Annotated in this window: 17 protein-coding genes; 13 read left to right on the forward strand and 4 right to left on the reverse strand. The window is 60.3% G+C overall.

The genetic code is table 11. The features are described 5' to 3' along the window. The first annotated feature begins 23 nt into the window (after positions 1-23). From C3F38_RS13240 to C3F38_RS13300, 13 genes are all read left to right on the forward strand, one after another. Positions 24-575: a glutathione peroxidase gene (locus C3F38_RS13240; protein WP_038871073.1), complete on the forward strand. Its 552-nt coding sequence runs from the start codon at positions 24-26 to the stop codon at positions 573-575. 5 nt (positions 576-580) lie between these two features. Then, positions 581-1,336, forward strand: coding sequence for a vitamin B12 ABC transporter ATP-binding protein BtuD (gene btuD / locus C3F38_RS13245; protein ID WP_038871070.1), 756 nt, complete (start codon positions 581-583; stop codon positions 1,334-1,336). 401 nt (positions 1,337-1,737) lie between these two features. Further along, positions 1,738-2,892: a UDP-4-amino-4-deoxy-L-arabinose aminotransferase gene (arnB, locus tag C3F38_RS13250; protein ID WP_038871067.1), complete on the forward strand. Its 1,155-nt coding sequence runs from the start codon at positions 1,738-1,740 to the stop codon at positions 2,890-2,892. Then, a complete protein-coding gene (gene arnC / locus C3F38_RS13255) occupies positions 2,879-3,859 on the forward strand; it encodes an undecaprenyl-phosphate 4-deoxy-4-formamido-L-arabinose transferase (RefSeq protein ID WP_047727671.1) in 981 nt (326 codons plus the stop codon). Before arnB ends, arnC begins: the two co-directional genes overlap by 14 nt. Next, the gene (gene arnA / locus C3F38_RS13260) at positions 3,859-5,841 is read left to right on the forward strand and encodes a bifunctional UDP-4-amino-4-deoxy-L-arabinose formyltransferase/UDP-glucuronic acid oxidase ArnA (protein ID WP_047730733.1); all 1,983 of its coding nucleotides are present in this window, start codon (positions 3,859-3,861) and stop codon (positions 5,839-5,841) included. The genes arnC and arnA overlap by 1 nt, the downstream gene beginning before the upstream one ends. Then, complete coding sequence (gene arnD / locus C3F38_RS13265; RefSeq protein WP_047727670.1) at positions 5,838-6,743, forward strand: 4-deoxy-4-formamido-L-arabinose-phosphoundecaprenol deformylase; 906 nt, start codon at positions 5,838-5,840, stop codon at positions 6,741-6,743. Before arnA ends, arnD begins: the two co-directional genes overlap by 4 nt. Further along, positions 6,740-8,404, forward strand: coding sequence for a lipid IV(A) 4-amino-4-deoxy-L-arabinosyltransferase (gene arnT / locus C3F38_RS13270; protein WP_047727669.1), 1,665 nt, complete (start codon positions 6,740-6,742; stop codon positions 8,402-8,404). The genes arnD and arnT overlap by 4 nt, the downstream gene beginning before the upstream one ends. Next, positions 8,401-8,745 (forward strand): 4-amino-4-deoxy-L-arabinose-phosphoundecaprenol flippase subunit ArnE, encoded by a 345-nt coding sequence (arnE, locus tag C3F38_RS13275; RefSeq protein ID WP_033642887.1) that lies wholly within the window; start codon positions 8,401-8,403, stop codon positions 8,743-8,745. Before arnT ends, arnE begins: the two co-directional genes overlap by 4 nt. After that, the gene (arnF, locus tag C3F38_RS13280) at positions 8,742-9,134 is read left to right on the forward strand and encodes a 4-amino-4-deoxy-L-arabinose-phosphoundecaprenol flippase subunit ArnF (RefSeq protein ID WP_047727668.1); all 393 of its coding nucleotides are present in this window, start codon (positions 8,742-8,744) and stop codon (positions 9,132-9,134) included. Before arnE ends, arnF begins: the two co-directional genes overlap by 4 nt. A 174-nt stretch (positions 9,135-9,308) precedes the next feature. Next, positions 9,309-9,773, forward strand: a complete 465-nt coding sequence (locus tag C3F38_RS13285; protein WP_016927954.1) for an NlpC/P60 family protein — start codon at positions 9,309-9,311, stop codon at positions 9,771-9,773. Positions 9,774-9,832: 59 nt separating this feature from the next. Beyond that, the gene (locus C3F38_RS13290; RefSeq protein WP_055317056.1) at positions 9,833-10,846 is read left to right on the forward strand and encodes a lipoate--protein ligase A; all 1,014 of its coding nucleotides are present in this window, start codon (positions 9,833-9,835) and stop codon (positions 10,844-10,846) included. Positions 10,847-11,358: 512 nt separating this feature from the next. Next, on the forward strand, positions 11,359-12,090 hold the full coding sequence (locus C3F38_RS13295; RefSeq protein ID WP_038871047.1) for an EAL domain-containing protein: 732 nt from the start codon (positions 11,359-11,361) through the stop codon (positions 12,088-12,090). A 260-nt stretch (positions 12,091-12,350) separates the two neighbouring features. Continuing rightward, on the forward strand, positions 12,351-13,793 hold the full coding sequence (locus tag C3F38_RS13300; protein WP_055317057.1) for a protein adenylyltransferase SelO: 1,443 nt from the start codon (positions 12,351-12,353) through the stop codon (positions 13,791-13,793). A 33-nt stretch (positions 13,794-13,826) separates the two neighbouring features. Here C3F38_RS13300 and C3F38_RS13305 read toward each other — a convergent pair whose 3' ends face one another. The 4 genes from C3F38_RS13305 to C3F38_RS13320 are packed head-to-tail and all read right to left on the reverse strand — an operon-like array spanning position 13,827 to position 17,473. Next, positions 13,827-14,612, reverse strand: a complete 786-nt coding sequence (locus tag C3F38_RS13305) for a heme ABC transporter ATP-binding protein (protein WP_038871042.1) — start codon at positions 14,610-14,612, stop codon at positions 13,827-13,829. Continuing rightward, positions 14,605-15,609, reverse strand: a complete 1,005-nt coding sequence (locus C3F38_RS13310) for an iron ABC transporter permease (protein ID WP_048233553.1) — start codon at positions 15,607-15,609, stop codon at positions 14,605-14,607. Before C3F38_RS13310 ends, C3F38_RS13305 begins: the two co-directional genes overlap by 8 nt. Continuing rightward, a complete protein-coding gene (locus C3F38_RS13315; RefSeq protein WP_047727666.1) occupies positions 15,609-16,439 on the reverse strand; it encodes a hemin ABC transporter substrate-binding protein in 831 nt (276 codons plus the stop codon). The genes C3F38_RS13310 and C3F38_RS13315 overlap by 1 nt, the downstream gene beginning before the upstream one ends. Then, positions 16,436-17,473: a hemin-degrading factor gene (locus C3F38_RS13320; protein WP_055317058.1), complete on the reverse strand. Its 1,038-nt coding sequence runs from the start codon at positions 17,471-17,473 to the stop codon at positions 16,436-16,438. Before C3F38_RS13320 ends, C3F38_RS13315 begins: the two co-directional genes overlap by 4 nt. Positions 17,474-17,533: the final 60 nt, after the last annotated feature.

Below are 17,533 nucleotides of genomic sequence, written 5' to 3' on the forward strand. Positions count from 1 at the left end.
AAAAAACCAAAGGATGACAACCGATGAGCAAGCCAATCTACAACCTGCCGTTACACACCATCGAAAATCAGGCGACCACGCTGGGCGCCTACCAGGGCAAGGTGCTGCTGGTGGTCAACGTGGCTTCGGAGTGCGGCCTGACCAAGCAATATGAAGGGCTGGAAGCGCTGTACGAAACCTATCGCGATCGGGGGCTGGAAGTTTTGGGGTTCCCGTCCAATGAATTCCTGGGCCAGGAGCCGGGCAGCAACGAAGAGATCCTGGCGTTTTGCCGCGGCACCTTCGGCGTGCAATTCCCGATGTTCGCCAAGATTGAGGTGAACGGCGAACATCGGCATCCGCTGTACCAGGCGCTGATTGCCGCGCAGCCGGATGCTGTCGCACCGGAGGGCAGCGAGTTCCTGGCGCGGATGACCAGCAAAGGGCGGGCGCCGAAGCACGCCGGCGATATTCTGTGGAACTTCGAGAAATTCCTCGTCGCGCGCGACGGCACGGTGATCCAACGCTTCTCGCCTGACACCACGCCGGAAGATCCGGCGCTGGTGGCGGCGGTAAAACAAGCGCTGGCAGGATAAGACGGATGCTGCAACTCGTCGAGGTTGGGGTGGCGGGGCGCCTGGCGCCTTTTTCGGCACAGATTGAAGGCGGGTTGCAGGTTCATCTGATCGGCCCAAACGGCGCCGGGAAGAGCACCCTGCTGGCGCGGGTAGCCGGCATGCTGCCGGGGCTGGGCGAGGTTCGCCTGGACGGGCGCGCGCTGGCCGATTATCCGGGTAACGCGCTGGCATGCCGGCGCGGCTATCTTAGCCAGCAACAGCCGCCGGTGTCGTTGATGCCGATGTTCCAGTATTTGGCCTTGCACCGGCCAGCGGCAGCGGCGCAAACCGATGTGGAACACGCCATTCTCTATTTGTGCCAGCGGCTGAGGCTGGTGGATAAGCTGTCACGCATGCTGACGCAGCTCTCCGGTGGCGAATGGCAGCGGGTGCGGCTGGCGGCGGTGTTGCTGCAGGTGTGGCCCAGCGTCAATCCGCACAGCCGGCTGTTGTTGCTGGATGAGCCGACCAACAGCCTGGACGTGGCGCAGAAAGTCGCGCTGGATCGCCTGCTGCGGGAATTTTGCCAGAGCGGGCGCAGCGCGCTGGTGTGCGCGCACGATCTGAATCATACCTTACAGCAGGCCGATCGGGTTTGGTTGCTGCACGCCGGGCGGCTGGTGGCACAGGGGGCCACGCGTGAGGTGATGGCGCCAACGCTGCTGTCGCAGATCTATGAAGTGGACTTCCACCTGCAATGGGTGGGGGACCAGCGTTGGATCATGACCCGCACGGCTTGAGTCGCGGCGGCGGCGGGGTGTAACGTAAACGAAAACTAAACGCAGTGAATATAAATAGCCGGGTAATCATCGGTTAATATTGGGCTGCCTCTCATTTTCTTATCGATTTTCTTGAAAAACGTCGATGACGTGCTACGCTTGATTCGGCAAAAATGAAATACGTAAATAATTATTAATAAATATAAGAAACTGATTTTAATAATGATTTTAAATAGATGATGGCGACACCCACCAATCAGTTGACCCACTGATGACAAGTCTCGTCTTAAGGTTTAGTTAAGCTTGCGGCCTTACATTGGCAGTTAATCCACGGAAACGATTCTTCTCTGGCGTTTAATATCCGTTAAACGAAAGGGATTTACAGTGTCATCAAAAGCAGTTCGATACGTTTGGGGTTAACTATGGATCAATTTTTGCCTTTCTCTCGTCCGGCCATCGGCGATGAAGAAATCGCCGCGGTAGAGAAAGTGTTGCGTTCCGGTTGGATCACCACCGGGCCGCAAAACCAGCAGCTGGAAAGCGACTTCTGTTCCACCTTCGGCTGTAAGCATGCGATCGCCGTCAGCTCCGCCACCGCGGGCATGCACATCACGCTGATGGCGCTGGGCATCGGCCCCGGCGACGAAGTCATCACCCCTTCGCAAACCTGGGTTTCCACCCTCAACATGATCGAGCTGCTGGGCGCCATGCCGGTCATGATCGACGTTGACCGTGATACGTTGATGGTCAGCGCCGCCGATGTTGAGGCTGCCATCACCCCGAAAACCAAAGCGATTGTTCCGGTGCACTACGCCGGCGCTCCTTTGCAGATGGACGCGCTGCGCGCTGTGGCCGAACGCCACGGTCTGCCTTTGATCGAAGACGCCGCCCATGCGGTCGGCACGCGCTACAACGGCGAATGGGTCGGTGCGCGCGGCACGGCGATTTTCTCGTTCCACGCCATTAAAAACGTGACCTGCGCCGAAGGCGGCCTGATCGCCACCGACGACGATGCGCTGGCTGATCGCCTGCGTTGCCTGAAGTTCCACGGTCTGGCCGTCGATGCCTTCGATCGTCAGCAGCTTGGCCGCAAACCGCAGGCCGAAGTGGTGGAGCCGGGTTACAAATACAACCTGTCCGACATTCACGCGGCGATCGCCGTGGTGCAACTGTCGCGCTTCGCTGAGCTGAACGCGCGCCGTAAGGCGCTGGCACAGCGCTACCTGAGTGCGCTGGAAGGCTCACCGTTCCAACCGTTGGGCGTGCCGGATTACCCGCATGATCACGCCTGGCATCTGTTTATGGTCCGTGTCGATCCTGAGCGTTGCGGCATCGATCGCGATCGGTTGATGGAGCGTCTGAAAGAGGTTGGCGTCGGCACCGGGCTGCATTTCCGCGCCGCGCATACCCAGAAATTCTACCGTGAGCGTTATCCGCAGCTTTCCTTGCCGAATACCGAATGGAACTCGGCGCGGCTGTGCACTTTACCGCTATTCCCTGATATGACCGACGCCGACGTGGATCGCGTGGTCAATGCCTTGTCTTCTGTTGTGGAGTCTTTACGTGTCTCGCGTTGAACCGATTAAAAAAGTGTCGATAGTCATTCCGGTATACAACGAGCAGGAAAGTCTGCCGGCGTTGCTGGAGCGTACTACCGCCGCTTGCAAGCAGTTATCTCAACCTTATGAAATCATCCTCGTCGACGATGGCAGCAGCGACAGCTCCGCGGACATGCTGACCGCGGCGGCGGAAAAGCCGGACAGCCACATCATCGCCGTTTTGCTGAACCGCAACTATGGCCAGCACTCGGCGATCATGGCCGGTTTCAACCAGGTGACCGGCGATCTGGTGATTACGCTGGATGCCGATCTGCAGAACCCGCCGGAGGAGATCCCTCGTCTGGTCAGCGTGGCGGAAGAGGGCTATGACGTGGTGGGCACCGTGCGCGCCAACCGTCAAGACTCCTGGTTCCGCAAAAGCGCTTCGCGCGTGATCAACATGATGATTCAACGCGCCACCGGCAAGTCGATGGGGGACTACGGCTGCATGCTGCGCGCCTACCGTCGTCATATCGTTGAGGCGATGCTGCACTGCCACGAGCGCAGCACCTTTATCCCGATTCTGGCGAACACCTTCGCCCGTCGCACGACCGAGATCGACGTGCGTCACGCCGAGCGCGAGTTTGGCGATTCCAAGTACAGCCTGATGAAGCTGATCAACCTGATGTACGACCTGATCACCTGTCTGACCACCACCCCGCTGCGTTTGCTCAGCGTGGTCGGCAGCATCGTGGCGTTGTCCGGGTTTGTGTTGGCGCTGGTGCTGATTGCGCTGCGTCTGCTGCTCGGCCCTGAATGGGCCGCCGGCGGCGTGTTCACCCTCTTCGCCGTGCTGTTCACCTTTATCGGCGCCCAGTTTGTTGGCATGGGGCTACTGGGTGAATACATCGGCCGCATCTATACCGACGTGCGCGCACGTCCTCGCTATTTTGTTCAGAAAGTGGTCGGCGTACAGCAGGACCACAATACTCAGGAAGAAGAATGATGAAAGCTATTGTATTTGCTTACCATGATATTGGCTGCGCAGGTCTGAAAGCGCTGACTGAGGCGGGTTACGACGTGCAGGCCGTATTCACGCACACCGACGACCCTGGTGAGAACAACTTCTTCTCCTCCGTGGCCCGTTTGGGTGCCGAATTGGATCTGCCGGTCTATGCGCCGGAAGACGTGAACCACCCGCTGTGGGTTGACCGCATTCGCGATCTGCAGCCGGACGTGATCTTTTCGTTCTACTACCGCCACATGCTGAGCGACGAGATCCTCTCGCTGGCACCGCAGGGCGGCTTCAACCTGCACGGTTCGCTGCTGCCGCATTACCGTGGCCGCGCCCCGGTGAACTGGGCGCTGGTGAACGGCGAAACCGAAACCGGCGCCACGCTGCACAAGATGGTGAAACGCCCGGATGCCGGCGACATCGTCGGTCAGCAGAAAGTGACCATCGCCGACAGCGACACCGCGCTGACGCTGCACAAAAAAGTGCTGGAAGCCGCGCAGGCCGTATTGAAAGAGCAGTTGCCGAAGCTGAAGAACGGCACCGCCACCTTCACTAAGCAGGATGAGTCTCAGGCCAGCTACTTCGGCCGTCGCACCGCGGCGGACGGCGAGATCCTGTGGCACAAGTCCGCCAAAGAGATCAACAACCTGGTACGCGCCGTCACGGAACCGTACCCGGGTGCCTTCAGCTACCTCGGCCAGCGCAAGCTGATCGTCTGGCGCTCTCGCGTGTTGGATACCCAACACGACAAGCAGCCGGGCACCGTACTGAGCACCTCGCCGCTGGTCATCGCCTGTGGCGAAGGCGCGCTGGAGATCGTTGCCGGTCAGAACGACAGCGGCCTGTACGTGCAGGGCAGCCGCCTGGCGCAGGAGATGGGCATCGTCACCGACGTGCGCCTGGCCGCCAAGCCGAACGCCGTAATGAAACGCCGCACTCGCGTGCTGATCCTCGGGGTTAACGGCTTCATCGGTAACCACCTGACCGAGCGCCTGCTGCGTGACGATCGCTACGACATCTACGGCCTGGATATCGGTTCTGACGCCATCAGCCGTTTCCTCGACAACCCGCGTTTCCACTTCGTGGAAGGCGACATCAGCATCCACTCCGAGTGGATCGAGTATCACATCAAGAAATGCGACGTGGTGCTGCCGCTGGTGGCGATCGCGACGCCGATCGAATACACCCGTAACCCGCTGCGCGTGTTCGAGCTGGACTTCGAAGAGAACCTGAAGATCGTTCGCGACTGCGTGAAATACAACAAGCGCATCATCTTCCCGTCCACCTCAGAAGTGTACGGCATGTGCGACGACAAAGAGTTCGACGAAGACCATTCGCGCCTGATCGTCGGGCCAATCAACAAACAGCGCTGGATCTACTCGGTCTCCAAACAGCTGCTGGATCGGGTGATCTGGGCTTACGGCGCTAAAGAAGGTCTGAAGTTCACGCTGTTCCGTCCATTCAACTGGATGGGGCCGCGTCTGGATAATCTGGACGCTGCGCGTATCGGCTCTTCCCGTGCCATCACCCAGCTGATCCTCAACCTGGTGGAAGGTTCGCCGATCAAACTGATGGACGGCGGCGCGCAGAAACGTTGCTTCACCGACATCAACGACGGCATCGAAGCGCTGTTCCGCATCATCGAGAACCGCGACGGCCTGTGCGACGGCCAGATCGTCAACATCGGCAACCCGACCAACGAAGCGAGCATCCGCGAGCTGGCGGAAATGCTGCTGGAAAGCTTCAACAACCACCCGCTGCGCGACCGCTTCCCGCCGTTTGCCGGCTTCAAGGACGTTGAGAGCAGCAGCTACTACGGTAAAGGTTACCAGGACGTTGAGCACCGCACGCCGAGCATCAAGAACGCTCACCGCCTGCTGGGCTGGCAGCCGACCATCGAGATGAAGCAAACCGTCGCCGATACGCTGGACTACTTCCTGCGCACTACCGTTCAGGAAGGGAACGGTGCATGAAGAAAGTCGGTCTGCGGGTTGATGTAGATACCTTCAGCGGCACCCGTGAAGGGGTGCCGCAGTTGCTGGACCTGTTCGACAAGTACGACATTCAGGCCAGCTTCTTCTTCAGCGTGGGACCGGACAACATGGGGCGCCATCTTTGGCGCCTTTTGCGTCCGAAATTTCTGTGGAAAATGCTGCGTTCGAACGCCGCCTCGCTGTACGGGCTGGACATTCTGCTGGCCGGCACCGCCTGGCCGGGGCGCAACATTTCACGCGCGTTGGGGCCGCTGATGAAGCGTACCGCCGAAGCCGGCCATGAAGTCGGGCTGCACGCCTGGGATCACCAGGGGTGGCAGGCCAAGGTCGGCAAGTGGAGCGAGGCGCAGCTGACCGAACAGGTGCAGCTGGGCGTCGATGCCCTGAGCGCCAGCACCGGCCAGCCGGTGAAATGCTCCGCCGTGGCGGGCTGGCGTGCCGATACGCGCGTGCTGGAGGTCAAGCAACGCTTCGGCTTCCATTACAACAGCGATTGCCGCGGCACCCATCCGTTCCGTCCGGTGCTGAGCGACGGGCGTCACGGCACGGTGCAGATCCCGGTGACGTTGCCGACCTTCGACGAAGTGATCGGCAGCGAAGTCAGCATGGCCGACTTCAACGACTACATTCTGCGCGCCATCGAGAACGATCGCGGCGTGCCGGTGTACACCATTCACACCGAAGTGGAAGGTATGTCGCAAGCGGCGATGTTCGAACAGTTATTGCAACGCGCACGGCAGCAGGGCATCGAATTCTGTCCGCTTAGCGCGCTGTTACCACAAGATTTGGCGTCACTGCCGTTGGGCCGCATCAAGCGTGCTCCTTTCCCCGGTCGCGAAGGTTGGCTGGGTTGTCAAACCGATGTGAAGGACGTTACATGAAGGCGCTAAAAGGATCCTGGGCCATTCTGCTGGCCGTTTTTTTTGCTCTGGTTTACCTGATCCCACTTAACGGCCGCCTGCTGTGGCAGCCGGACGAGACGCGTTATGCCGAGATCAGCCGTGAAATGCTGCAGCGCGGCGATTGGGTTGTGCCGCACCTGCTGGGGCTGCGCTACTTCGAAAAGCCGGTGGCGGGTTACTGGTTCAATAACATCAGCCAGTGGCTGTTCGGCGAAAACAACTTTGCGGTGCGCTTCGGTTCGGTGTTCAGCACCGGCATGACCGCACTGTTGGTGTTCGCGCTGGCGATGCTGATGTGGCGCAATGCGCGCCGCGCCAGCCTGGCGGTGCTGATATTCCTGTCGATGGTGCTGGTGTTCAGCATCGGCACCTACAGCGTGCTGGATCCGATGATCTCGCTGTGGCTGGCGGCGGCGATGGTCAGCTACTACCTGACGCTGAAAGCCACCTCGGTCAAAGGCAAGCTGGGCGCCTACGCGCTATTGGGCTTGGCCTGCGGCATGGGCTTTATGACCAAGGGCTTCCTGGCGCTGGCGGTGCCGGTGATCGCGGTGATCCCGATCGTCATTCAGCAACGTCGTATCAAGGATCTGCTGTGCTACGGCCCGGTGGCGATCGTGACCGCTACGTTGCTCAGCCTGCCGTGGGCGCTGGCGATCGCGCAACGCGAACCCGATTTCTGGAATTACTTCTTCTGGGTCGAACATATTCAGCGTTTCGCCGAAGATAACGCCCAGCACAAGGCGCCGTTCTGGTATTACCTGCCGATCCTGCTGGCGGCGGTGCTGCCGTGGCTGGCGCTGCTGCCCGGTGCGCTGCTCAAGGGTTGGCGCGAACGCGTACAGCGCCCGGAGCTGTTCTTCCTGCTGAGCTGGGCGATGATGCCGCTGATCTTCTTCAGCATCGCCAAAGGCAAGCTGCCGACCTACATTCTGCCGTGCATGGCGCCGCTGGCGCTGCTGATGACCGCCTATGCGGAAGACTACGCCGCCACCCTGCGCGCCAGACTGTTCAAGGCCAATGCCTGGCTGAACGGCCTGTTCGGGCTGATCGGCATCGTGGCGCTGGTGGTGTTGAGTTCCGGCCTGCTGCCGAAAGCCCATCTGTTTACCGCGCAAGAGTGGCCGAAGGTGGTGCTCGGCCTGATCGCCTTCGGCGGTTGGCTGCTGTTCGCGCTGGTTTCCGCACGCGATAACGGCCGTCAATGGCGCTGGGCGGCGGCCTGCCCGGTATTGCTGTGCCTGGTGATCGGCTACGCCATCCCGCAACAGGTGACCGATTCCAAGCTGCCGCAGAACTTCGCGCGCGCCACCATGGCCGAGCTGGGCGACAGCCGTTACGTGCTGACCGACAGCGTCGGGGTAGCGGCCGGTTTGGCCTGGGAACTGAAGCGTAGCGACGTGCTGATGTACAGCCAGAAAGGCGAGGTAGCTTATGGTCTGGAGTATCCGGACGCCAAAGGCCACCTGATCAGCGACGCCGACTTCCCGCAGTGGCTGGCGCAGGCGCGCAAGCAGGGGAACGTGTCGCTGGTGCTGCAGCTGTCCCGTGGCGAAGCGCTGCCGCAGGAACTGCCTGCCGCAGACAAGGTGGATCGCATGAATCGCCTGGTGCTGATGTGGTATAAACAGCAACCATGATCGGTTTTCTGTTAGTGATAGTGGTCAGCCTGCTCACCTGCGGTGGGCAGCTGTGCCAGAAGCAGGCGGCGCACTGTTGGGAGCGGGCGGACGAAGCGCGGCTGAAGCAGACGCTGCGTTGGCTGGCGCTGGCGGTGCTGCTGCTGGGGCTGGGCATGGCGGTGTGGCTCAATGTGCTGCAACGCCTGCCGCTCAGCCTGGCTTACCCGATGCTCAGCCTGAACTTCGTGATGGTGACGCTGGCGGCGCGCTGGCTGTTTCATGAGCCGACGACCGCTCGCCACTGGTGCGGCGTGGCGTCGATTATGCTGGGGATCCTGCTGATGAGCGTGCATTCATGAGGGGCTATGCCTGGGGCGCTGCCAGCGTACTGTTGGTGACGCTGGCGCAGTTGCTGATGAAGTGGGGCATGGTGCAGATCCCGCTGATGTCGTTCGCCGACGTCTCGTTGGCGTTGATCGGCGACTACTGGCTGCCGCTTCTGGCGGTGGGCGGCGGCATCTTCGGTTATGCGCTGTCGATGCTGTGTTGGTTCTTTGCGCTGCGCCACCTGCCGTTAAACCGCGCTTATCCTCTGCTGAGCGTCAGCTACGCGCTGGTCTATCTGGCGGCGGTGATCCTGCCGTGGTTTAACGAATCCGCTACGCTGCTGAAAACGTTGGGCACGCTGTTTATTCTGTTCGGCGTCGGGCTGATTAACAGCAAACCCAAGACAAAATCGCCGGAATAGGGTCAAAACCGGCGATCCTGCTATTATCTCCCTCATGGCGCTTGCCTTTTTCCCCGTGCGGGAGATAAATTAACGCCAAATAGCGCTCTCCTTACGTGGTGCCGGCTTCGCCTCGCAGGCGGTGGTGGTGTGCCGATTGGCATAATGCGGCAGCGTGTTCAATGAAGGAATATTATGCGGATGCGTGTGTGGTTTTTATTAGCCAGTTTGATCCTCGCCGGCTGCAGCAGCCATGCGCCGCCGCCGAGCGGCCGCTTGGCGGACTCTATCGTGGTGGTGGCCCAGCTCAACGAGCAACTGCGTCAGTGGTACGGCACGCCGTACCGTTACGGCGGCCTGGATCGCGGCGGCGTAGATTGTTCCGGCTTTGTTTACCGCACGTTCCGCGATCGTTTCGACATGCAGTTGCCGCGTTCGACCGAAGAGCAAACTTCGCTGGGCACCAAGGTTTCGCGTGATGAGCTGATGCCGGGCGACCTGGTGTTCTTCAAAACCGGCGGCGGTGAGAACGGCCTGCACGTCGGCATTTACGATACCAACGACCAATTTATCCACGCTTCGACCAGCCGCGGAGTGATCCGCTCCTCGCTCGATAACGTCTACTGGAAGCGGGTGTACTGGCAGGCGCGACGCATTTAGCCTTAACCTATTGATTTGGTGTATCATGGCGGCATCACGTGTTTTGAACGGTGCCTGCCATGAACAGTCTGCGTTTACTGATCTCCGATTCCTACGATCCCTGGTTTAACCTGGCGGTGGAAGAATGCATCTTCCGCGAGATGACCACGCAAAAAATTCTCTTTCTGTGGCGCAATGCCGAAACGGTCGTGATCGGCCAGTCGCAGAACCCCTGGAAAGAGTGCAACACCCGGCGCATGGAGCAGGACGGCATTCGGCTGGCGCGGCGCAGCAGCGGCGGCGGGGCGGTATTTCACGACCTGGGCAACACCTGTTTCACCTTTATGGCCGGCAAACCGGGTTACGACAAAAGCGTCTCGACCGACATCATTCTGCAAGCGCTGCGGCAGCTGGGCGTCACGGCCGGCGCGTCGGGGCGCAACGATCTGGTGATGGAAACCGCCGACGGGCCGCGCAAAATATCCGGCTCGGCCTATCGAGAAACCCAGGACCGTGGTTTCCACCACGGCACGCTGCTGCTGAACGCCGATCTGGAGCGGTTGGCGGACTACCTCAATCCGGATCCCAAAAAGCTGCAGGCCAAGGGCATCACCTCGGTGCGTTCGCGCGTCGCCAATTTGGCGGAGTTTTTGCCGGGTATCAGCCATGAGCAGGTGTGCGAAGCCATCGTGCAGGCCTTTTTTGCCCACTATGGCGAGACGGCCGAGCCGGAGATCATTTCGCCGGACGTATTCCCCGATTTGCCCGATTTTGCCGCGCAGTTCGCCAAACAGAGCAGTTGGGAATGGAATTTCGGCAAGGCGCCGGCGTTCAGCCATCTGCTTAATGAGCGCTTCGTCTGGGGCGGCGTGGATCTGTTCTTCGACGTGGAGAAGGGAACGATTGCTCGCGCGCAGGTGTTCACCGACAGCCTGAATCCCGCCCCGCTGCAGCGGCTGGCGGAAGCGCTGGTGGGCTGCGCGTATCGCAGCGAGCCCGTTGCCGCCTGCTGCGATCGGCTGATGGTGGATTATCCGCAACAGGCGGCCGAATTGACCGAACTGCGGCAATGGCTGAGCGAAACGATCCGTTAGCCGGTATGGGATGGTGAAGGGGATGAGCGTGCTCATCCCTTTTTTTATCGCTGAAATCGACGCTTCGCAGAGGCGTAGCGCAGATTTTCTGAAAATCAAGGTGGGCATTTTTTTACGTTTTCAATGCTGAGAATAACGGGCGGAATTGATGCGTTATTAAATTTAATCAGTCATCGTTAACGGCAGGAAAAATCGGCGTTACAGCAGAAAGATTATTTTACTTTATTTAAGATTTTTCTTAAATAAAACAACGGAGATAAGTCAAATTTAGCCCGTCATCCAATCCCCTTAAGCCAAATACCTTTTCATATCACGCATTGGGCGAGAAAGGTGGCATAAGTTCAGCTGCTTTTCTTTTGCGCCTTTCGCGATTGTCGTATAGCTTTAATCTATCAATTAAATGATATTTCATGGGTATTTGCATTGATATTTCCGATTAATCCCAGAAGGATTGATCGATAAAATATATTGATATACGATGATACGCTAGCCATTCATCCTGTGGCATTAAAATGAACATCCAACTCGAAGCTGACTTTATTAGTAGCTATGTTTTTCAACCTGTTTACTCAATGGAGGGCAGGCTGTTGGCGGTGGAAATGTTGAGCCGTTTCAACAGTCTCGACGGTGATTTAGCCATGCCGGCCGAAATTGGGATTAATTTATTGGCGCCTGAACAAAGGATTGAGTTATTTAATGAGCAATTGAAACTTGCGGAGCGGCACGCGGACTGGTTTACCGGTAACAGCGTGCAGTTGACCATCAATATCGAAGAAACCATCGTCGAACTTATTCTTTCCGATCCGGCATTGTGCCAATGGATCAGGCAATATCCTTTTATTGCATTCGAAATGAGTGAGAGTTTTTCGAATCTTTCGGCCGGGAAGAACAACCCGTACGTGCAGCGATTAAGCGAAATGTTTACGCTGTGGCTCGATGATTTCGGTTCCGGTAAAGCCACCTTGACCGCGCTGTATGATGGTTTGTTTGACTATGTAAAGATAGACAAGCGTTTTTACTGGCAGCTGTTTACCCACCAGGGGTATGACGTGGTCATCGACTCGTTGTTAAAGAATATCAACCTGTTGTGTAAAGGCGTGATCGTCGGAGGAATAGAGAAAAAAGAGTACTTTAATAAACTCAGATACGCCGGTGTTTTAGGCCTGCAAGGTTTTTTATGGCCCAGCGTTGGTGTGGATAATCTGCAAACTTTGCTGGCGAAGCCCAGCGAGTTCAATAATTAAGAAGTGATATAAAAAACTACACACAATGAGGTAAATAATGCGCGGGGTGATGTTTGCCGTGATTCCGTCGCCGTTATTCGCCATCGTTTTTTGGCTGATGACACCGTTTTGTCAGCCCGCGTTAAACCGCGTTTCCTCCGTCAGGTGGAAACGCCAAACTCCCCGCATCCGTCCTGGCGACAGGCGGATGCGTTCTCCCTGCATTCCTTCGGTGTTAATCCGCCCGTCCAGGCTCTACACTACGCTGAAACGGAGGGCCTATGCCGCAGTTCGATAACGCTTACTACCAACAGTTACCCGGTTTCTACACCGCCCTGCACCCGACGCCGCTCAAGGATGCGCGCCTGCTGTACCACAGCGAGCCGCTGGCGCGCGAGTTGGGGCTGGATGAAAGCTGGTTTACCCCGGATAAAACCCCCATTTGGGCGGGAGAAACGCTGCTGCCCGGCATGCAGCCGTTGGCACAGGTGTACAGTGGCCACCAGTTTGGCGTATGGGCCGGGCAGCTGGGGGATGGCCGCGGCATTTTACTGGGCGAACAGGTCCTGGCGGACGGCAGCCACCGCGACTGGCACCTGAAGGGCGCCGGGCTGACGCCCTATTCGCGTATGGGGGACGGCCGCGCGGTGCTGCGCTCGGTGATCCGCGAGTTTCTGGCCTCCGAGGCGCTGCATCATCTGGGGATCCCGACCACCCGGGCGTTGACCATCGTGACCAGCCGGCAGCCGGTGTTCCGCGAGCAGCCGGAACGCGGCGCCATGCTGATGCGGGTGGCGGAAAGCCACGTGCGCTTTGGCCACTTTGAGCACTTTTACTACCGCAAACAGCCGGAGCAGGTGCGGCAGCTGGCGGATTTCGTCATTGCCCGTCACTGGCCGCAGCTGCAGGATCAGGCTGAGCGTTACCTGCTGTGGTTTACCGACGTGGTGGAACGGACGGCGCGCCTGATCGCCCATTGGCAAACCGTCGGTTTCGCTCACGGCGTGATGAACACCGACAACATGTCGATTCTCGGCATCACCATTGACTACGGCCCTTACGGCTTCCTCGATGACTATCAGCCCGGTTATATCTGCAATCACTCCGACCATCAGGGGCGTTACGCCTTCGACAATCAGCCGGCGGTGGCGCTGTGGAACCTGCATCGCCTGGCGCAGACCCTGTCGGAGCTGATGACCACTGAACAGCTGCAGCAGGCGCTGGCGGCGTATGAACCGGCGCTGATGCGCGCCTACGGCGAACAGATGCGCGCCAAACTCGGCTTCTTCACGCCGACGGCGCAGGACAATGACGTGCTCACCGGTTTGTTGAGCCTGATGGCGCAGGAAGGGCGGGACTATACCCGCACGTTCCGCCTGTTGAGCGACACTGAACAGCAACAGGCGCAGTCGCCACTGCGCGACGAGTTTATCGACCGCGCGGCGTTCGATTCCTGGTATCAGCAGTATCGTCAGCGTTTGCAGCAGGAGCAGGTGAGCGATGCGGAGCGGCAACGGGCGATGAAGGCGGTGAACCCGCGCCTGATCCTGCGCAACTATCTGGCGCAGCAGACCATTGAAGACGCGGAGCAAGACGACGTGGGCCGTTTGCAGCGGTTGCATCAGGCCCTGCTGCGGCCGTTCGACGATGCGCCGGAATACGACGATCTCGCCGTGCTGCCGCCGGACTGGGGCAAACATCTGGAGATTTCCTGCTCCAGCTGAGATGAAAAAGGGCGCTTAATGGCGCCCTTGACGTTATTGACGCAGGTAGACCTGCGGCAGCGACACTTCGGGATGATGCACCACGCCGAGATCGGCCTGATACCAGCGGGTGAGGATCTCCGTCTGCAACACCTCCTGCGGCGTGCCGCTCGCCACCAGACGCCCCTGATGCAGCAGCAGGATCCTATCGGCGTACAGCGCGGCCAGGTTGAGGTCGTGCAGCACACAGCAGACGCCCAGCGGCTGTTGGCGCGTCAGCGAGCGCAGCAGGCGCAGGCTGTGCTGCTGGTGGTACAGATCCAGCGCCGAGGTCGGCTCGTCGAGAAATAGCCAGGCGGGAGACGGCTGCGGTTGCCACAGCTGCGCCAACACCCGAGCCAGCTGCACCCGCTGTTGTTCGCCACCGGACAGTTGGCGGTAGTCGCGCTGCGCCAGCGCCAGGCAATCGGTCTGCGCCATCACCTGTTGGATCGCCTGATGCTCGTCGCGTTTTCCGTGCGGCGCCCGCCCCATGCTGACCACTTCCTCCACGCTGAACGGAAACGCCAGATCGCTGTACTGGCGCATCACGGCTCGGACTTTGGCCAACTGCTGCGGCGCCCACTGTTCCAGCGGGCGATCAAGCAGGCGACATTCGCCGCAGTCCGGCGTCAAATAGCCGGTCAGCAAGCGCAGCAGTGTCGATTTTCCGGCGCCGTTAGGGCCGATAATCGCTACCATTTCACCGCCGGCAAGGCTGAGCGATACGTCGTTGATCAGGCGGCGCGCACCGAGGCTGTAGCGCAGCTCTCGGGCCGTCAGGCAGGCGGCGTTATCCACCGGTTCGCTCCCGCTGGCGCATCACCAGCCACAAGAAGTAAGGACCGCCGATCAGGCTGGTCATCAACCCTACCGGCATTTCGGCCGGCGCCACCAGCGTGCGCGCCAGCGTATCGCTGACCAGAAGCAGGCAGGCGCCGCCCAGCGCGGAGCAGGGCAGCAGCCAGCGGTGATCGCCGCCGAGGCGCATGCGTACCAGATGCGGCACCACCAAACCGACGAAGCCGATCACGCCGCTCATCGCTACCGCCGCGCCGATCAGCAAGGCGCTCAGCAACAGCAACTGCAGCTTGGCGCGCTGGACGTTCACCCCGAGGTAGTGGGCCTCTTCGTCCCCCAGCTGCAACAGGTTCAACCGGCGCGCCTGCAGCAGCGTCAGCAACGCGGCTGGCAGGATCAGCGAGGCGGAAACCGCCAGCGTCGGCCACTGTGACTGGCTGAGGCTGCCCATCATCCACAGCGAGAACTGGCGCAGCTGTTGATCGCTGCTGACGTAAGAGAGCACGCCGATGGCCGCCATGCACAGGGCGTTGATGGCGATGCCCGCCAGCAGCAGCCGCGACAGATTGCCGTGCCCGCTGCGGCTGATGCCGTAGATCAACAGCGACACCAGCAGGCTGCCGAGGAACGCCGCCAGCATATGGCCGTACAGCGCGATCGTCACCGGCAACGCCAGCGGCATCACGATGAACAGGGCGACAAACAGCGCGCCCCCGCTGCTGATGCCCAGCAGGCTCGGATCCGCCAGCGGGTTGCGGAACAGCCCCTGCATCACCGCGCCGGATACCGCCAGCGCGCAGCCGATCACCACCGCCAGCAGCACGCGCGGCAGGCGGATGTTCAACCAGATGTGCCAGGCGGCGTCGCTGAAAGGTTCGCGCCACAGGGTGCGAAACGACAGCGTCAGCGCGCCCAGGTTGGCGGCGACCAGCGCCAGCAGCGTCAGCAACACCAGCAGACCGATGATGGCCAACTGAGGCGAGGTGCGACAGCGCATTACTTTTGCTCCGCCGCGTGGCGCAGTTTGGCCAGCGCCGCCGGCGTTTCCAGACCGAAGCCCAGCAGCGCCATGTCATCGACGATCAGTACGCGGCGCTGCTTGCCTGCCGGCGTCAACGCCAGGCCCGGCAGCGTCCACAGCTGCTGTTCGCCGCCGAGGGTGCGCACGCCGTCGGTGGTGACCAGCAACAGATCCGGCGCGCTGGCGATGACGCCTTCCTGCGACAGCGGACGGTAGCGGTCAAAACCCTGCATGGCGTTTTTCAATCCGGCGGCGGCAATCACCGCGTCGGCGGCGGTGTGTTGCCCGGCGGCCATCGGCGTGATGCCGCCGTGGCTCATCACGAACAGCACCTTGACCGGCAGCGGGGAGGTATCGACCGCCGCCAGCTGTTGTCGATAGCGCTCGCTCAGCTGTTTGCCTTGCTCAACGCGCTGCAGCGCGGCGGCAATCGTAGCGATTTTCTGCGGCACCGCCTGCAGGGTGGTGTCACCCGGTACGCTGACCACGTTGACGCCGCTGTCCGCCAGCTGTTTGAGCACCAGCGCCGGCTGTGCCAGCTCGGTCGTCAGCACCAGCGTCGGCTTCAGCGCCAAAATGCCTTCGGCATTCAGCTGGCGCATATAGCCGACGTCCGGCAGCTTTTTCACCGCTTCCGGGTGCAGACTGGTGCTGTCGCGGGCGATCACCTCGTCGCCGGCGCCCAGTGCGAAGGCGATTTCCGTCACGTCGCCGCCGATCGAGACGATGCGCTGCGCCGCCGCAGCGGTGAGCGGCAGCGCCAGCGCCATCATCAACGCCAGGCGGCGGATCAAGGAAGATTTCATGCGGCGATGTCCTTGGCGGCGAGCGCGGCAACCTGCTCGCGCCACTGGGTTTGTTCCGGCTGCCCTTCGGTACGCTGGCCATACAGCTGCGCAATCTGCGTGCCGTCGGCGGCGAACAGCTCCAGGCTGGTGACGATGCCGTCCTTGGTCGGCTTGCGGGTGATCCAGCTTTCGGCGATGGCGTCTTCGATCAGATGCAGCGTGAAGCGGCGGTTGAACACGTTGATCCAGCCTTCCTGCGGCATCAAACGTTCGATCTGGCCGGTGAAGATCTGCACGCAGCCGCGGTTGCCGACGAAGATCATGATCTCGTTTTGCTGCTGCTGCGCCGCTTCCAGCAGCTGCGACAGCGCGCTGTTGTCCACCTGATAGGCCAGATCGTCGCCGACGGCGCGGAACGCCTGCTGGCGCGTCAGTTTGTTGCGGCTCAGCAGCTGGAAGAACTGGTGAACGTCGGTCATCGCGCGCCATTCACCGTCGATTTTGGCATGATCCTGCGTCGTTTCATCCGCGGTGCTCGCCTCGGTGGGCTGCAGCGCCAGCGCCGGGTTTTCTTCGCTCAGATGGCGTTCCACCAGTGCCATCCAGGCCGGCAGATCGGTCTCTTCGGTGGTGTAGACCTTGTGCAGTGCATCGCCCTGTTGGTCGAAGAACTGGATGCTGTGGCGCACGCCGCGCTTGTTGGTTTCGCTCATGGCGAAAACGCTGGTCCAGTGGTTGAGGAACAGGCGCAGATCCAGCTCGCGCGGGTTGAGGATCAGCCCGGCGTGGCCGTTGAGGTGCTGGTTGCGGTAGCGGCCCATCTGCTCATGCACCGCATAGCTGTTGCGGGTGATGGACTTGGTGACGCCGATCTGCTCAAGCTCGGTCAGCAGGGTGCGCGCATCGGCCTGCAGGCGGCGAGTGTCGTGGCCGACGCGGGCGTGCGTCAGCTCCGCTTCGCTGACGCCAAGGATCGCCGCCAGATCGCGGGCGTACTTGCCGGGGTGATCGATTTTAGCCTGTTGGTAGCGTTCGTATAGGGTGTTGCTCATGCGGGATTCTCCTGCGCTGTGATGCGAACGGCGGACAACCGGGTTGTCCGCCAGATAGTC

Source organism: Serratia sp. SSNIH1 (assembly GCF_002935055.1).
GTDB classification, from domain to species: domain Bacteria; phylum Pseudomonadota; class Gammaproteobacteria; order Enterobacterales; family Enterobacteriaceae; genus Serratia; species Serratia nevei.

What these genes read in the sequence shown, in the direction of transcription:
- C3F38_RS13240 (WP_038871073.1), top strand. Translation starts at nt 24, where the DNA reads ATGAGCAAGCCAATCTACAACCTGCCGTTACACACCATCGAAAATCAG.
- btuD (WP_038871070.1), top strand. Translation starts at nt 581, where the DNA reads ATGCTGCAACTCGTCGAGGTTGGGGTGGCGGGGCGCCTGGCGCCTTTT.
- arnB (WP_038871067.1), top strand. Translation starts at nt 1,738, where the DNA reads ATGGATCAATTTTTGCCTTTCTCTCGTCCGGCCATCGGCGATGAAGAA.
- arnA (WP_047730733.1), top strand. Translation starts at nt 3,859, where the DNA reads ATGAAAGCTATTGTATTTGCTTACCATGATATTGGCTGCGCAGGTCTG.
- arnD (WP_047727670.1), top strand. Translation starts at nt 5,838, where the DNA reads ATGAAGAAAGTCGGTCTGCGGGTTGATGTAGATACCTTCAGCGGCACC.
- arnT (WP_047727669.1), top strand. Translation starts at nt 6,740, where the DNA reads ATGAAGGCGCTAAAAGGATCCTGGGCCATTCTGCTGGCCGTTTTTTTT.
- arnE (WP_033642887.1), top strand. Translation starts at nt 8,401, where the DNA reads ATGATCGGTTTTCTGTTAGTGATAGTGGTCAGCCTGCTCACCTGCGGT.
- arnF (WP_047727668.1), top strand. Translation starts at nt 8,742, where the DNA reads ATGAGGGGCTATGCCTGGGGCGCTGCCAGCGTACTGTTGGTGACGCTG.
- C3F38_RS13285 (WP_016927954.1), top strand. Translation starts at nt 9,309, where the DNA reads ATGCGGATGCGTGTGTGGTTTTTATTAGCCAGTTTGATCCTCGCCGGC.
- C3F38_RS13290 (WP_055317056.1), top strand. Translation starts at nt 9,833, where the DNA reads ATGAACAGTCTGCGTTTACTGATCTCCGATTCCTACGATCCCTGGTTT.
- C3F38_RS13295 (WP_038871047.1), top strand. Translation starts at nt 11,359, where the DNA reads ATGAACATCCAACTCGAAGCTGACTTTATTAGTAGCTATGTTTTTCAA.
- C3F38_RS13300 (WP_055317057.1), top strand. Translation starts at nt 12,351, where the DNA reads ATGCCGCAGTTCGATAACGCTTACTACCAACAGTTACCCGGTTTCTAC.
- C3F38_RS13310 (WP_048233553.1), bottom strand. Translation starts at nt 15,609, where the DNA reads ATGCGCTGTCGCACCTCGCCTCAGTTGGCCATCATCGGTCTGCTGGTG.
- C3F38_RS13315 (WP_047727666.1), bottom strand. Translation starts at nt 16,439, where the DNA reads ATGAAATCTTCCTTGATCCGCCGCCTGGCGTTGATGATGGCGCTGGCG.
- C3F38_RS13320 (WP_055317058.1), bottom strand. Translation starts at nt 17,473, where the DNA reads ATGAGCAACACCCTATACGAACGCTACCAACAGGCTAAAATCGATCAC.